The organism is Formosa sp. Hel1_33_131 (genome assembly GCF_001735745.1).
Classification (GTDB): Bacteria; Bacteroidota; Bacteroidia; order Flavobacteriales; family Flavobacteriaceae; genus Hel1-33-131.
Genome location: NZ_CP017260.1, coordinates 745,077 through 761,530, shown reverse-complemented (window position 1 = coordinate 761,530; position 16,454 = coordinate 745,077). Strand labels below are relative to the sequence as shown.

The 16,454-nt window shown below is 38.6% G+C and carries 14 protein-coding genes; 13 read left to right on the top strand and 1 reads right to left on the bottom strand.

Features of this window, described 5'->3' with window-relative positions; genetic code table 11:
- Positions 1–5 precede the first annotated feature (5 nt).
- The gene (locus FORMB_RS03320; RefSeq protein WP_069676099.1) at positions 6–770 is read right to left on the bottom strand and encodes an alpha/beta fold hydrolase; all 765 of its coding nucleotides are present in this window, start codon (positions 768–770) and stop codon (positions 6–8) included.
- Positions 771–1,102: 332 nt separating this feature from the next.
- On the opposite strand from FORMB_RS03320, the gene mraZ reads away from it, so the two are divergent.
- Genes mraZ through ftsZ form a run of 13 tightly spaced genes read left to right on the top strand, consistent with a single transcriptional unit; the run spans position 1,103 to position 16,440 of the window.
- A complete protein-coding gene (gene mraZ / locus FORMB_RS03315; RefSeq protein WP_083243898.1) occupies positions 1,103–1,570 on the top strand; it encodes a division/cell wall cluster transcriptional repressor MraZ in 468 nt (155 codons plus the stop codon).
- On the top strand, positions 1,557–2,468 hold the full coding sequence (gene rsmH, locus FORMB_RS03310; protein ID WP_069677881.1) for a 16S rRNA (cytosine(1402)-N(4))-methyltransferase RsmH: 912 nt from the start codon (positions 1,557–1,559) through the stop codon (positions 2,466–2,468). Before mraZ ends, rsmH begins: the two co-directional genes overlap by 14 nt.
- Entirely contained in the window at positions 2,468–2,788 is a 321-nt protein-coding gene (locus FORMB_RS03305) for an FtsL-like putative cell division protein (protein ID WP_069676098.1), read from the top strand. The genes rsmH and FORMB_RS03305 overlap by 1 nt, the downstream gene beginning before the upstream one ends.
- A gap of 4 nt (positions 2,789–2,792) precedes the next feature.
- Positions 2,793–4,802 carry a penicillin-binding protein gene (locus FORMB_RS03300; RefSeq protein WP_069676097.1) on the top strand — a complete coding sequence of 670 codons (2,010 nt, stop codon included), beginning with the start codon at positions 2,793–2,795 and terminating at the stop codon, positions 4,800–4,802.
- Positions 4,799–6,262: a UDP-N-acetylmuramoyl-L-alanyl-D-glutamate--2,6-diaminopimelate ligase gene (locus tag FORMB_RS03295; protein WP_069676096.1), complete on the top strand. Its 1,464-nt coding sequence runs from the start codon at positions 4,799–4,801 to the stop codon at positions 6,260–6,262. Before FORMB_RS03300 ends, FORMB_RS03295 begins: the two co-directional genes overlap by 4 nt.
- Before the next feature lies 1 nt (position 6,263).
- Entirely contained in the window at positions 6,264–7,496 is a 1,233-nt protein-coding gene (gene mraY, locus FORMB_RS03290) for a phospho-N-acetylmuramoyl-pentapeptide-transferase (RefSeq protein ID WP_069676095.1), read from the top strand.
- Positions 7,497–8,828 carry a UDP-N-acetylmuramoyl-L-alanine--D-glutamate ligase gene (murD, locus tag FORMB_RS03285; RefSeq protein WP_069676094.1) on the top strand — a complete coding sequence of 444 codons (1,332 nt, stop codon included), beginning with the start codon at positions 7,497–7,499 and terminating at the stop codon, positions 8,826–8,828.
- Positions 8,828–10,021 carry an FtsW/RodA/SpoVE family cell cycle protein gene (locus FORMB_RS03280; RefSeq protein WP_069676093.1) on the top strand — a complete coding sequence of 398 codons (1,194 nt, stop codon included), beginning with the start codon at positions 8,828–8,830 and terminating at the stop codon, positions 10,019–10,021. Before murD ends, FORMB_RS03280 begins: the two co-directional genes overlap by 1 nt.
- A complete protein-coding gene (gene murG, locus FORMB_RS03275) occupies positions 10,021–11,115 on the top strand; it encodes an undecaprenyldiphospho-muramoylpentapeptide beta-N-acetylglucosaminyltransferase (protein ID WP_069676092.1) in 1,095 nt (364 codons plus the stop codon). Before FORMB_RS03280 ends, murG begins: the two co-directional genes overlap by 1 nt.
- On the top strand, positions 11,112–12,464 hold the full coding sequence (murC, locus tag FORMB_RS03270) for a UDP-N-acetylmuramate--L-alanine ligase (protein ID WP_069676091.1): 1,353 nt from the start codon (positions 11,112–11,114) through the stop codon (positions 12,462–12,464). Before murG ends, murC begins: the two co-directional genes overlap by 4 nt.
- Complete coding sequence (locus FORMB_RS03265) at positions 12,454–13,173, top strand: cell division protein FtsQ/DivIB (protein WP_069676090.1); 720 nt, start codon at positions 12,454–12,456, stop codon at positions 13,171–13,173. The genes murC and FORMB_RS03265 overlap by 11 nt, the downstream gene beginning before the upstream one ends.
- A gap of 4 nt (positions 13,174–13,177) precedes the next feature.
- Positions 13,178–14,488, top strand: a complete 1,311-nt coding sequence (gene ftsA, locus FORMB_RS03260) for a cell division protein FtsA (protein WP_069677879.1) — start codon at positions 13,178–13,180, stop codon at positions 14,486–14,488.
- 26 nt (positions 14,489–14,514) lie between these two features.
- Positions 14,515–16,440 (top strand): cell division protein FtsZ, encoded by a 1,926-nt coding sequence (gene ftsZ / locus FORMB_RS03255; protein ID WP_069676089.1) that lies wholly within the window; start codon positions 14,515–14,517, stop codon positions 16,438–16,440.
- The last annotated feature ends 14 nt before the right edge of the window (positions 16,441–16,454 follow it).

The following is a 16,454-nucleotide window of genomic DNA, read 5'->3' as shown; positions in this document are numbered from 1 at the left end:
TAATTTTAGATCCCTCTTTTGGTGAGCCATGCAAACACGATCTCATTAAATCGGTCGGGGTGTTCCATCATAGAAGCATGTCCACATTTATCGATCCAAAACAAATCTGAATCAGGAAGTAATTTATCAAACTCTTCAGCAACATTTGGAGGAGTTACAATATCATTTTTACCCCATACTATACACGTTGGAGTTGTGATTTTAGGTAGATCTTTAGCCATGTTGTGGCGTATGGCACTCTTAGCAATTGCTAGTATTTTGATGAGTTTGCTACGGTCATTTACAGTTTCATAAACTTCATCAACGATTGTTTTGGTGGCCACTGCAGGATCATAAAACACTTCTTGTGCTTTCGCTTTCATGACTTCGTAGTCGCTACGTTTTGTGTATCCACCACCCATAGCGCTTTCGTAGAGTCCAGAGCTTCCCGTGATTATAAGTGCTTTTACTTCTGTAGGATATAGTTTTGTGTAATACAATCCTACATGACCTCCCAACGAATTTCCAATTAGGATGACATCTTTATAGCCTTTAAACTCGATAAAGTCATTCAGGTAGTTTGAAAAACTTTTAACATTCGTTTTAAGTAAAGACAAAGAGTATAAAGGGAGTTCAGGCAGTACAACCATGTAGCCGTTTTTACTGAAAAATTCAGCAACGCCGTCAAAATTACTCAAGCCACCCATCAATCCGTGAAGAATTATAATTGGCCGTCCTTCACCGATTTCAACATAGTTGAACTTCCCCTCTTGTTTTAAACTATAATTCATATTGATACAAAAAATTGGTCTCTGGCAAATCTACACAATTTAATTTAAAATATTTTGAATATTTAAAGGGATCTATCAATTGATTTTAGCGTTTTTAAGACCGCTTTAAAACCCAATTTGATGCTAATAAAAGTAATGAACAGCCTATTGTTAATAGCGCTTCCCACTTTGTAAGTAATTGGTCTCCTTCGTTCTATAGTAAAATAAGCTGCAGTTTGTCGGTTTAATGTGCCGTTTATAGAAATTTATTAACATTGTGGTAAAATGTGGTAAAATGTGGTAAATATTTTTTAGCTTTGAATTCAAGAATTTATTAAATCATAACACTACAATTGAACACATTAATTGGAACATACGAATGTAAGGTAGATGCAAAAGGAAGGCTTATGCTGCCTGTTGCGTTTAAAAAGCAGCTTGCTTCCGTCACGGAAAAAGGGTTTGTGTTAAAGCGTGCTGTTTTTCAGCCGTGTTTGGAGTTGTATCCAATGCAGGAGTGGGAGTCCATGATGCAAAACGTTAATAAACTCAATCGATTCAAAAAGAAAAACAATGATTTCATCAGACGGTTCACGGCTGGAGTGAAATCAATAGATTTAGATGTGTCGGGACGATTATTAATCCCAAAAGACCTTGTAGGTTTTGCGGGGATCACTAAAGAAATCGTCGTGACTTCGGCAGTGAATATTATAGAAATTTGGGATAAAGATAAATACGAAAAAGCCATTGATGATGCTGCAGATGATTTTGCAGATTTAGCTGAAGATGTAATGGGACAAGACGATGCAGATGGAGTATCATAACCCCGTATTACTCAGCGAAACCGTTGAGGGTTTAAATATTAAAGAAGACGGTGTCTATGTAGATGTGACATTTGGAGGTGGAGGTCACAGCAGAAAAATACTCGAATCTTTAGGTTCTAAAGGAAGGCTCATCGCCTTCGATCAGGACAAAGACGCTCTTTTAAATACCATTGATGATTCTCGATTTTTATTAGTCAATGAGAATTTCAGATATGTGAAACGCTTTTTGAGATTTCACGGCATTAAATCGGTTGATGGAATTTTAGCTGATTTTGGAGTTTCCTCACATCAATTTGATGAGGCCGACAGAGGATTTTCAATCCGATTTGACGCTCAATTAGATATGCGGATGAATCAACAAGATGTGCTTTCGGCCTATTCGTTGGTGAATACCTACGAGGAAGAAGATTTAAAACGTGTGTTTTGGCAGTACGGAGAATTAAGAACGTCACCGGCCTTGGCAAAAACCATTGTTGCAGCAAGAACAGAAAAAGCAATTGAAACCACTTTTGAGTTGAAAGCTGTTTTAAGTAAACACTTGCCTCACGGAAGAGAAAATAAAATTTTAGCACAGATATACCAAGCGATTCGGATTGAAGTGAACCAGGAGATTGAGGTTCTAAAAGAGTTTTTATTGCAAACACCTGAGTTGTTGAATGATGGTGGACGGTTGAGTGTTATCTCTTATCATTCGTTAGAAGACCGTTTGGTAAAACGATTTATAAGAAGTGGTTTGTTTGAAGGAGAACCTGAAAAAGATGTTTTTGGAAATTTTGAAGTCCCCCTTAAAAAAGTAGGCGGTTTGATTGTTCCAGATGCCAAAGAAATAAAACTAAATAACAGAGCACGCAGTGCTAAATTAAGAATCGCTGAAAAGTTAAATTCAAAACAAGACTGATGAAAAACAGGATGTATAATATTTTAAAAGGAACCTTTCTCGTAAGTGATGGCGCTTTTAAAAATTGGCGTCTGATTTTCTTTTTTTTAGCCCTTGCACTTATAATGATTGCAAGTTCTCATAACGCAGACAGCAAAGTTTACAAAATAGCAAGACTCAATGAACAGGTGAAAGCCTACCGTTCTACGTATGTGGAAACCCGTGCGCAATTGATGGAGCTTAAAATGGAATCGGTGATACGAAAACGCTTGTCAGATCAAGGAATCAAGCCGTCGTCCAATCCTCCTTTTAAAATTATCATTAAATCTAAAACGAACTAATTCAATGCAATCAACTGAAAAGTCTATAATGAACAAACTGTACTTCACTAGTGGAGCTATGTTCATTTTTGCGCTTTTAGTAGTGTATAAATTAGTCACCATTCAGTTTGTGGAAGGGGAGCGGTACCGCAGTCTTGCGGATGACCGAACCATTAAAGATGTGACCATTCCTGCAAATCGTGGAAATGTATATTCTGTAGGAGGAAGCTTGTTGGCGACGTCCGTGCCTAAGTATGATATTCGTATTGATTTGGTAGCGCCAACCAATAAAAATTACGAAGCGTTTATAGAACCCTTATGTGATTCGTTGGCAAATTTCAATAATACATCGTCAGCGGAATATAAGCGTAAATTGCGTTTAGCACGCGAAAATAAAAACCGTTATTTTCTGTTAGCGAGAAACTTAGATTACTCTCAGTATTTACAATTCAGAGATTTCCCACTGTTGAATTTAGGTGCTTTCAAAGGCGGACTTATTGTGGAGCAAACCACTAAGCGCGATTATCCATTGGGAGCCATTGCACAACGATTGATCGGATATGAGCGTTTTGATGACCAAGGCAATGTGACACGTGTTGGGATTGATGGTGCATTTGGCGAAAAATATTTAAGAGGAGAAGACGGTCAGAGGCGCAAACAAAAAATTGGCAAAGGGCAGTGGAAACCCATTGAAGATTACAATCAGGTGGAACCACAAGATGGGTACGATATCTATACAACCATTGATGTCAACATTCAAGATATAGCCCACCATGCACTTTTGGAGCAATTGGAAAAATACAAAGCCGATCATGGAACTGTGGTGGTGATGGAAACGAAAACAGGCGAGATACGTGCCATTTCTAATTTGGGTCGAAATAAAGAAGGTCTCTATTATGAGCGTCTCAACTATGCAGTGGGTGAATCGCATGAGCCGGGCTCAACGTTTAAACTCATGGCCTTGGCAGTCGCTTTAGAAGACAAAGTGATTGATACCACGACTATGGTGGATACTAAAAAAGGCGTATTGACTTTTTATGGTAAAAAAGTAAAAGACTCTAAAAAAGGAGGGTATGGAAACATCTCCGTCGCCAAAGCTTTTGAGGTGTCTTCTAATACAGGAATCGTTAAAATGATTCACAACGCGTACAAGAAAAATCCCGAAAAATTTGTGGATGGATTGTACAGAATGAATCTGCAAGATTCTTTAGGGCTTCCGCTTACGGGAGAAGGCAAATCAATCATTCCAGATCCAAGAATTAAAAATGGTCGTTGGAGTGGTATTGCGCTGCAATGGATGGCGTATGGCTACGGCGTCTCTTTTACCCCGCTTCAAACCTTAACGTTTTACAATGCCATTGCAAATGATGGTGTCATGGTGCGTCCAAAATTTTTACGTGAAATTAAAGAGATTGAGACTTCAATAGAAACTTTCAACACCGAGGTTATCAATCCTCGAATTTGTTCAGAAGAAACCGTTTTAAAGCTACAGCAGCTGCTTAAAAATGTGGTAGAAAAAGAGCATGGGACAGGGCACGGCTTGTACTCAGACAAATTTTCGATGGCGGGCAAAACAGGCACCTGTCAAAAGGATTATGCAAACAAAGATCAATTAAACTATATTTCATCTTTTTCAGGATATTTCCCTGCAGATGATCCAAAATACTCTTGCATTGTTGTGATTCATGAACCCGATAAAAGTGTGGGCTATTATGGAGCCGATGTGTCGGGGCCCGTATTCAAAAAAATCGCACAAAAAATATTCACAGATGCCCCTGTGATTGATGAGGTGGAGGATGTCAATCAAAAGTCAGAGACGGTTGAAACCAATTATGACACCTATTATGCCGTAGCGCAAAAGTATAAAACGATCATGCCTAATTTAAAAGGGATGGCGGCTATGGATGCGATTGCTATTTTAGAAAACATGGGTCTTAAGGTGCAAACGGTAGGCAACGGGACTGTTTCAAAGCAATCGATAAAAAGTGGTCAAAAAATTAAACCCCAATCTACAATAACCCTCGTTTTATCATGAAAACTCTAAAAAACATATTAAAGAAAGTGGTTACTGAGTCGGTCGTTGGATCTATGAGCCGATCTGTTTCTAGCATACAATACGATTCTCGAAAAGTTGAGCAAGACAGTGTTTTTGTGGCAATTAAAGGCGGTGTCTTTGATGGTCATGAGTTTATTATTAAGGCAATTGATAAAGGTGCAGAGGTCATTGTTTGTGAGGATTTACCCGAACTATTAGAGACCGATATTACCTATATAAAAGTGAAGAGTACGGCGAGAGCCTTGACACTTATGGCTTCTAATTATTATGAAAATCCTTCTAAGGATATTAAGCTGATTGGAATTACAGGAACCAATGGCAAGACCACGGTTGCAACGCTTCTTTATGAATTGTTTAAACTAGCGGGTTATAAAGTGGGGCTCATCTCTACCGTAAAAATCATGGTAGATCGCGAGGAATTTCCAACAAGTCATACGACTCCCGATTCTTTAGTCATCAATTCGTATTTAAGTCAAATGAATGCCCAAGGGGTTGAGTTTTGTTTTATGGAAGTCAGTTCGCATGGAATTCATCAATATAGAACCGAAGGGTTGTTGTTTGATGGAGGTGTGTTTACCAATCTTTCGCATGATCATTTAGACTATCATGCTTCATTTGCGGAGTATAGAGATGTAAAAAAATCGTTCTTTGATCAATTGCCAGCAACGGCATTTGCCCTTGTGAACGCCGATGATAAAAACGGTTCGGTTATGGTTCAAAACACCAAATCCAAACAATCTACTTATGCTTTAAAAAGTTATGCAGATTTCCGTGTTCAAATCTTAGAAAATCAATTTAGCGGGCTGCTGTTGAAAATAAACGATCAAGAAGTAATGACTCGATTGATAGGGAGTTTTAATGCCTATAATTTAGTTGCTATTTACGGGGTTGCTGAACTTTTAGGGATGGAAAAATCCGAAATACTTCGGCATTTGAGTTTAGTCACCAATGTCAGTGGGCGATTTCAGCACTACACAACAACTTTCGAAATCACAGTGATCATTGATTATGCGCATACGCCAGACGCTTTGAAAAATGTGCTTGAAACCATCAATACGATTCGAACCAAAAAACAGACACTCATTACGGTGGTTGGATGCGGGGGCGATCGCGATAAAACTAAACGTCCAAAAATGGGGCACATCGCATCGGCATTGAGTTCAAAAGTGTTTTTCACAAGTGACAATCCGAGGTCTGAAAAACCACAGCAAATTATTTCTGAAATGGAAGCTGGGGTCAAGCCTGAGAATTTAGATAAAATTATATCCATTAAAGATCGAAAAGAAGCCATCACAGCCGCCTGTAAGCTTGCACGGCCTCATGATATTATTCTGATTGCAGGCAAAGGACATGAGGCGTACCAAGAAGTTAGAGGGGTCAGACATAAGTTTAATGACAACAAGCTATCTCAAACAATTTTAATAGGACTAGAACTATAATATGTTATACTATTTATTCAAATATTTAGAAGAATCCCACCAATTCCCTGGTGCCTCTCTTTTTGGGTTTCTAACCTTTAGAGCGGCAGTAGCGATTATTTTATCATTACTAATTTCAACGATTTTTGGAAAACGCATCATTCGTTTTCTCCAAAAACAACAGGTCGGAGAAACCATACGTGATTTAGGTTTAGAAGGACAAAAGGAAAAGGCAGGAACGCCAACAATGGGAGGGGTGATTATTATTTTAGCCACTCTAATCCCCGTTTTATTACTGGCCAAATTAGATAATATTTATATTATTTTATTGCTCATCACCACCATATGGATGGGAGTCATTGGGTTTATTGATGACTATATCAAAAAATTTAAAAATGATAAAGAAGGTTTAAAAGGACGGTTTAAGGTTTTGGGTCAAATAGGCTTGGGAATCATCGTCGGAACCACTTTGTTTTTTCACAGCGATGTGACTATTAAAGAAAAAATTCCAGCAAACTTACAGGTTGAAACGGTGGCGGGTCAGCAGTCGTCCATTCAGTTTTACCCTGAAGCAAAGTCGACCAAAACAACCATTCCTTTTGTAAAATCAAATGAATTTGACTATGCCGATTTGATCACTTGGATCCATCCTGGTTTAGAAAAATATGCATGGATTGTGTTTGTCTTAGTTGTTATTTTTATCATCACAGCCGTTTCTAATGGTGCTAATCTAACAGATGGAATAGATGGTTTGGCAGCAGGAACCTCCGCAATTATTGTATTGACCTTGGGTATTTTTGCTTGGGTGTCGGGTAACATTATTTTCTCTGATTATTTAAATATCATGTACATCCCTAGAGTGGAAGAAATCACTATTTATATCGCCGCGTTTGTGGGGGCATTGATTGGTTTTCTTTGGTACAACACCTATCCAGCGCAAGTGTTTATGGGCGATACAGGGAGTTTGACCATCGGTGGAATTATTGCAGTCATCGCCATTGCAGTGCGTAAAGAATGGTTGATTCCTGTATTGTGTGGAATCTTCTTAGCAGAAAATTTATCAGTGGTATTGCAAGTAGGTTACTTTAAATATACCCGAAAAAAATATGGCGAAGGCCGACGCATTTTTAAAATGTCGCCTTTGCATCATCATTATCAAAAATCAGGATATCACGAAAGCAAAATCGTAACACGCTTTTGGATTGTGGGAATTCTGTTGGCCATTTTAACTATCGTCACTTTGAAAATTCGATAGATGAAGCGATTGGTGATTCTTGGCGGGGGTGAAAGTGGTGTAGGTGCCGCGCTGTTGGGAAAAGAAAAAGAGTACAACGTATTTCTTTCTGATGCTGGAAAGATTGCAAAAAAATATAAAGACGTTCTTAGACATAATGAGATTGAATGGGAAGAAGAAGGGCATACCGAATCCAAAATTTTAAATGCGGATGTAGTGGTTAAAAGTCCTGGGATTCCAGATGGTGTTCCACTGATTCAAAAATTACACAAAGCCACTATTTCTGTGATTTCAGAAATTGAATTTGCAGCAGCATTTACCACGGCGAATATCATTGGAATTACGGGGAGTAACGGTAAAACCACGACCACTCTGATGGTTCATCAGATATTGAAGCAGGCAGGATTGGACGTAGCGATTGGAGGGAATATTGGTGAGAGCTTTGCCAAGCAAGTCCTAAATAGCAATGCCAACTACGTTTTGGAGTTGAGTAGTTTTCAGTTAGATGGGATTGAGAAATTCAGACCGCACATTGCGATTATTACCAACATCACACCGGATCATTTGGACCGCTACGATTATAAATTTGTAAACTATATCGCTTCAAAATTTAGAATCGCCATGAACCAAACATCGGATGATTATTTAATATATGATGCAGATGATGAGGTCATCGTATCCTATATAAATACCCATCCAATTCAATCGACATTAGTGCCTTTTTCGCTTCGCAGAAAAGTCACAAACGGAACCTATTTAGAACAAAATAATATAATAATAGAATTTAACAATAGAGACATAATTATGCCAACAACAAACTTAGCTTTAGAAGGAAAGCACAACATTAAAAATGCGATGGCTGCATCGACTGTTGCACATCTATTGAAAATTAGAAAAGCAACCATCCGAGAAAGTCTCGAAGGATTTCAGGGTGCAGAGCACCGCTTGGAACAAGTTTTGACAATCAACAAAGTTCAGTACATAAACGATTCCAAGGCCACCAATGTGAACGCAACTTATTATGCTTTAGAAAGCATGAATACGCCGACCGTTTGGATTGTAGGTGGGGTTGATAAAGGAAATGATTACAAAGCATTGTTTCCATTTATTAATGAAAAAGTCAAAGCAATTATTTGCTTAGGAAAAGACAACGAAGCATTGTTTGATGCTTTTGGAAATATGGTGGAAAACATCATAGAAACGCAGTATATGAGTGAGGCTGTGAAAATCGCTTATAAAATTGCCACTGCTGGGGAGTCAGTATTGTTATCTCCTGCTTGTGCAAGTTTTGATTTATTTGAAAATTATGAAGACCGTGGTCATCAATTTAAAGCCGCTGTAAGACAGTTATAATGAAGACAGTATTTGATAACATAAAAGGAGATCGTATCATTTGGGCCATAGCTGCTTTGTTGGCAGTATTCTCATTTCTACCGGTGTACAGTGCGGCCAGTAATTTAGCCTACATTGGAAACGGCAGCAATACCTTTAGTTATTTTATCAAACACTTTGTGCATCTATTTTTGGGGTTCTCAATTATATATGGCGTTCATAAAATTCCATACCGTTATTTTAGGGGGCTTTCCTTGGTGATGATTCCTGTGGTTTTAATATTATTGGTAGTCACCATGCTGCAAGGTTCAACCATAGGAGGGGCCAATGCAAGTCGATGGATTCGGGTTCCAATTGTTGGATTTACATTCCAACCATCTACCTTGGCTGCTTTGGTTTTAATGGTATATGTGGCGCGCTATTTATCAAAAATAAAAGATCAAGTCCTCTCTTTTAAAGACTCGATTCTTCCATTATGGATTCCTGTTTTTGTCGTATTAGCACTGATTCTTCCTGCCAATTTTTCAACGGCAGCACTTATTTTTTCAATGGTAATTTTACTAACTTTTTTAGGAGGCTACCCGTTAAAATATTTATCTGTTATTATAGGCTCAGGCGTTGTAGTGTTGATGCTATTTGTGTTAACTGCCAAAGCATTTCCAGATTTGATGCCAAATAGAGTGGATACATGGACGAGTCGTATTACAAGTTTTATGGATGCAGATGTCACTGTCGAAGATTATCAAATTGAGAAAGCCAAAATAGCCATTGCAACTGGAGGTATTCAAGGGCTAGGACCAGGGAAAAGTATTCAAAAAAACTTTTTGCCACAGTCCTCTTCTGATTTTATTTTTGCCATTATTATTGAAGAATACGGACTCATAGGCGGCATGTGTTTACTGTTTCTGTATCTGTGGTTATTATTTAGGATTGTGATTGTCGCCCAAAAATCAGAAACCATTTTCGGAAAATTATTAAGTATAGGCGTTGGAATTCCAATCATATTTCAAGCCTTAGTGAATATGGGCGTTGCTGTAGAATTATTTCCAGTAACGGGACAAACATTACCGCTCATAAGTAGCGGAGGAACCTCTATTTGGGTGACTTGCTTGGCACTGGGAATTGTGTTGAGTGTAAGCGCCAAACGAGATGCTGAAAAAGCACAAGAAAACGAAGAACAACACCCTTTAGAAATATTAAGCGAAGCACTATAATGAAAGCATATAAAATCATATTATCAGGTGGAGGAACAGGAGGTCATATCTACCCTGCGATTGCCGTTGCCAACGAATTAAAAGCACGGTTTCCAAAATCGGAGTTTTTATTTGTGGGTGCAAAGGATAAAATGGAAATGCAAAAAGTGCCGCAAGCCGGATATGCGATTAAAGGGTTGTGGATTTCGGGAATTCAAAGACGATTGACCTTAAAAAATCTATTATTCCCCCTGAAATTAGTAGTGAGTTTATTGAAGTCGATGGACATTGTCAATGCCTTTAAACCCGATGTTGTGATTGGAACCGGTGGTTTTGCCAGTGGTCCTTTATTGCTGGTCGCTGCAATGAAAGGCGTGCCTACATTGATACAAGAACAAAATTCGTTCCCAGGAATTACCAATAAATTATTATCCAAAAAAGTAAATAAAGTTTGTGTGGCCTATGAAGGTTTAGAACGCTTTTTTCCAAAAGATAAATTGATTTTAACAGGCAACCCTGTACGTCAAGACTTACTGGATTTAGATCAGAAATCAGCGGAAGCGCAAGCGTATTTCAATTTAGATCCCAACAAAAAAACACTGTTGGTGTTAGGGGGGAGTTTGGGATCGCGACGCATGAATGAACTTATAGAATCCAAATTGGATTTTTTAGATGGTTTAGAGGTTCAGACGATATGGCAATGTGGGGATTTATACTCCAAGGATTACCAACATTTTAGCATCTTTGAGGGAGTGCAAGTACATACGTTCTTGAATCGAATGGATTTGGCCTATGCCGCAGCGGATATTGTAATATCTAGAGCGGGTGCCAGTTCTGTATCGGAACTTTGTTTGGTTGGAAAACCCGTAATTTTCATTCCGTCGCCGAATGTATCAGATGACCACCAAACCAAAAATGCCTTGGCAGTTTCAGAAAAAAAGGCAGCAATACTCATAAGTGAAAAAGATTTAGAATCAAATTTTGAAATACAGTTTTCGGACCTCATGGCGTCTGACTCACAACAAATAGAATTGTCAACAAACATTAAAAAATTAGCCTTAAAACAAGCGACCCAAACCATCGCTGATGAAATTGAAAAGCTATTAAACAAATGAATTTAAAAACCATCCATAACATATATTTTATTGGCATCGGTGGTGTTGGTATGAGTGCACTTGCTAAATACTTTGTGGCGGATGGTAAAGTGGTTGGGGGTTATGATAAAACACCCACTTTGATCACGCAGTCTCTTGTAGATTTAGGGGTTGGTGTTCAATTTGAAACGCATACGAATCAGATTGATGAACGGTTTTTAAATCCAAAAGATACACTTATTGTGTTTACACCGGCAGTTTCTGAATCAAATGCGATTTTACAGTATTTTAAAACAAACGATTTTCAGGTTTTAAAACGTTCCGAAGTTTTAGGACTTGTGACAGAGCATACTCAATGTTTGGCAGTCGCAGGAACGCACGGCAAAACAACCACCAGCAGTATTTTAGGGCATTTGATGTATGCTTGTGATGAAAAAATCACCGCATTTATTGGGGGGATTTCAGAAAATTACCAATCCAATTTAATTCAAAACGGGACTGATATATCGGTCGTTGAAGCCGATGAATTTGACCGCTCGTTTTTAACGCTCAGTCCAGACTTTGCTTGCATTACTTCCATGGATGCAGATCATTTAGATATTTATAATTCTGAAGCCGATTTGGTGGAGACATTCAAGCAGTTTGCACAAAAAATTAAACCTTCAGGAAAATTATTTATTCGAAAAGGATTGCCTTTAGAGGGAATTACTTATGGTGTGAATGAGGATGCGGATTACAGTGCGATCAACGTCCGAATTGAAAATGGATCGTATCGGTTTGATCTTCAAACGTTGAATGGATTGATTCAAAATATAACCTATCATTTACCGGGAACGCACAACCTGTCCAATGCCGTTGCAGCACTAGCGATGGCACTTGAATTTGGTTGTGATGCGGAAGCTTTGAAAACCGCTTTAAATTTATATAAGGGCGTCAAAAGACGTTTTACGTATCAAATAAAAACAGATGATTTTGTGTTTATAGATGACTATGCACACCATCCAGTCGAAATAAATGCCGTGCATCAAGCTGTTCGTGAAATGTATCCAAACAAAAAACTAGCCGTAGTCTTTCAACCGCATCTGTTTAGCAGAACCAAAGATTTTGTAGATGAATTTGCCGCGAGCTTGTCTCAGTTTGATGCCGCTTTTTTATTAGAGATTTATCCCGCAAGAGAGCTTCCTATATCGGGAGTTACTTCAAGCTGGTTGTTAGAGAAAATTACGAGTCCGATTAAAAAATTAATATCGAAATCAGACATCGAAAGTGAAATTAAAAATTTAGGTTACCCTGTATTTATCACCCTTGGGGCAGGCGATATAGGTGTTGAAGTGTCAGAATTAAAAGAAAAATTAAGCTATGCGTATTAACTGGAATCTCATCAAAGGCGTGTTGTTGCTAGGATTAGTGGTGTTCCTGTATGCCTTTTCTTCCTTCACAAACAACAACCGTCCGGTGACGAAAGTGGACGTCCAATTTACCGGAAAAGAGAACGTTTATATTACCACAGAGATGGTTAATAAATTGTTAATACAAAATCAAGAACAACTGTATATTTTACCGAAAGATAATTTAGATTTGAAGGAAATGGAGTTTTTACTCGAGTCTGATGATATGATAAAATCGGCTCAAGTGTATCTTACTGTAAACGGAGAAGTTAGAACAAAAATCGAACAAAAACGACCGATTGCAAGAGTGTATTCTAAAGCAACATTTTACATTGATGAAGATGGTTTGTGGATGCCGTTGTCCCCGCAACACAGTGCGCGTGTGCCTTTGGTAACGGGCGATGTGGAAAAAGAAGATTTAGAAGTCGTTTACACGATGGCGTTAAAAGTCTATTCGGATTCGTTTTTAAAAACCTACGTGACCGAGATTCATCAAGGAGAAAATAAAGAAATAAGTTTAAAAATGAGACTCTTAAATTTTGAGGTTTTAGTAGGAAGCCTTGAGAATTTAGATGAAAAAATGAAGAATTTAAAAGCATTTTATCAAAAAGCAAAAAAAGATAAGGTGTTAGATTTATATAAAAGCGTGAATTTGCAATTTGATAATCAAGTTGTTTGCACAAAAAAATAAGTGTATGGAAGCTCAAAACATTTCAGTAGGATTAGATATTGGTACCACAAAAATTGTGGCGATGATTGGTCGTAAAAATGAGTATGACAAATTAGAGATACTCGGCATTGGAAAGTCCAAAAGTCTGGGTGTGCATAGAGGCGTTGTGAATAATATTACGCAAACGATTCAGTCCATCCAACAAGCTGTCTTGGAATCAGAAACCAATTCTGGTCTTAAGATTGGAGAGGTCACTGTAGGGATTGCTGGACAGCACATTCGCAGTCTTCAGCACAGTGATTATATTACTCGTGAGAATTCTGAATTGGTCATCAATGAAGAAGATATTGACCGTCTTATCAATCAAGTTCACAAGTTGGTCATGCTTCCGGGTGAAGAAATTATTCACGTGTTACCACAAGATTATAAAGTGGATGGTCAGGCAGAAGTTAAAGAACCCATCGGGATGTATGGCGAACGTCTTGAAGCGAATTTCCACGTCGTAGTAGGGCAGGTATCTTCCATTCGAAACATTGGACGTTGTGTTCAAACGGCAGGTTTGAATTTAGACGGGATCACTTTAGAGCCTTTAGCATCCGCCAATGCAGTGCTCAGTCAAGAAGAAAAAGAAGCGGGCGTTGCCCTGATTGATATAGGAGGTGGAACGACCGATTTAGCCGTTTTTAAAGATGGTATTATCAGACATACAGCGGTGATTCCCTTTGGAGGAAATGTGATTACTGAAGACATTAAAGAGGGCTGCTCGATTATAGAAAAGCAAGCCGAATTATTAAAAATAAAATTTGGATCTGCCTGGCCAGGCGAAAACAAGGAAAATGAAATCGTATCGATTCCCGGTTTGAGAGGACGCGATCCAAAAGAAATTACGCTTAAAAACTTGTCTAAAATAATTCATGCCAGAGTGGTGGAAATTATCGAACAAGTCTATGTAGAAATTAAAAATTACGGACACGAAGAGCAAAAGAAAAAACTCATCGCGGGTATTGTGTTAACAGGTGGTGGAAGCCAACTGAAGCACTTGAAACAATTGGTAGAATACATCACAGGAATGGATACCAGAGTTGGCTATCCAAACGAGCATTTGGCAGGGGACAGCGATAGCGATATTACAAGTCCAATGTATGCCACGGCGGTCGGACTCGTGATGGACAGTTTGATGCGACAAGAAAAACGAATTATTGAAACTCCAGAAGTAGAAGTTGAGGACGAAGATGCGCCAATAGTTCCGACGCCCATTGAATCGCCTCGCGACAACCGCAGCTTTTTGGATAAATTAACCGAAAGAGTAAAGGACTTTTTGGACAACGCAGAATAAAAATTATAACCAGTAAAATTAAGTATATGAGCAGCAATAATAATTTTGGAATCACATTCGATCTCCCAAAAAACCAATCGAACATCATCAAGGTGATAGGCGTTGGAGGGGGCGGAAGCAATGCGATTAACCACATGTTTAAACAAGGAATTAAAGGGGTCGATTTTGTGATCTGTAATACCGATTCACAAGCATTGAACAACAGTGGTGTTCCCAACAAAATTCAACTCGGAGTGCATTTAACCGAAGGTTTAGGTGCAGGTGCCAACCCAGAAATTGGGGAGCAATCTGCAGTTGAAAGTCTGGATGATATTCGTACCATGTTATCGTCAAATACCAAGATGGTATTTATCACGGCTGGTATGGGTGGTGGAACTGGAACAGGTGCTGCGCCCATCATTGCTAAGATGGCTAAAGAGATGGACATCCTTACTGTGGGAATTGTCACCATGCCCTTTGAGTTTGAAGGTAAAATAAGAAATGCGCAAGCCCACCAAGGGATTGAGAAATTTCGAAAAACCGTGGACTCTTTAGTGATTATAAACAACAACAAGTTAAGAGATGTATATGGTAATTTAGGGTTTAAAGCTGGTTTCTCTAAAGCCGACGAAGTACTTTCCACGGCTGCTCGTGGCATTGCTGAAGTCATCACACACCACTACTTACAAAATATTGATTTACGAGATGCTAAAACAGTGTTGAGTAATAGCGGAACTGCCATTATGGGGTCTTCGACTTCTTCTGGTCAAAACAGAGCCCAAGAAGCAATTACATCTGCTTTGGACTCTCCACTGCTTAATGATAATAAAATTACAGGTGCTAAAAACGTATTGTTGCTCATCGTTTCTGGAACACAAGAAATTACCATTGATGAAATAGGAGAAATAAATGATCATATTCAAGCCGAGGCTGGTTACGGTGCCAATATCATCATGGGAGTGGGGGAAGATGAAGGGTTAGGAGAATCTATTTCTGTCACCATTATTGCCACAGGATTTGATGTCGATCAACAAAATGACATCACCAATACAGAGGTTAAAAAGGTAGTTCATGCGTTGGAAGACGAACAAACTATGCAGCATGATTTAATGCCCTTAGATCCTTTAAATACGCCATCAGCATCCGTTGAGGTTGTTAGTGAAGAGGCTGTGGTTTATAATTTGGAAGAAGTGGATACAGACGAGCTTGCGGACATTTCTAGTGAATCTGATTTAATTCCAACTTCAGAATCGATTAAAAATATTGAAGTTGTTTTTGAAGAAGTGAATGTAGAGACCGGTGAGATTGAAGAGGAGGACTTTATTATCAATGAAGTCACCAGCATGCCATCCGAAGATAGCTTTGAAGCCATTCAAGAAGAAGATCAAACGATGCTCACTTTCGATCTTCCAATTTCGAATAAACAATCCCTGTCAGAATCTGAAGAAGTGGAAGTATTTACTTTAGAAGATACGGCTGTAAATAATATTGAAGTCAATGACTATATAGAATTAATTCCTGTAACGGAGGCGAATGAAGAAGGGGAGACGCGTTATGTATTGGACGATCATATTGTTTTAGAACAAACCGATCAAAAATATGAAGGTGCAAAACCAACGGTAGAAGTGGAAGTTGATGAAGAAATGACTTTTACTAAAGTGACGGTCAAAGAACGCTCGGTCACATCGGAAACAGAAGAAACCTCAGATCCTTATGACAGTCCTATTTCAATCACACTCAGAGAGAGAGCGGATGAAAGGCGTCAAAAAATGAAGGCTTTTAATTATAAATTTAACACCTCTAAAATTGAGGAAATTGAAAAAGAGCCTGCTTATAAACGTCAGGGCGTCAATTTGAAAGATGTGGAACATTCATCAGATGAACAGTCTTCCAGAACCACCATAGGTCTTGATGACAATGATGAGGTACAGTTGCGATCTAATAATTCGTATTTACACGATAACGTCGATTAATACCAATCGATATT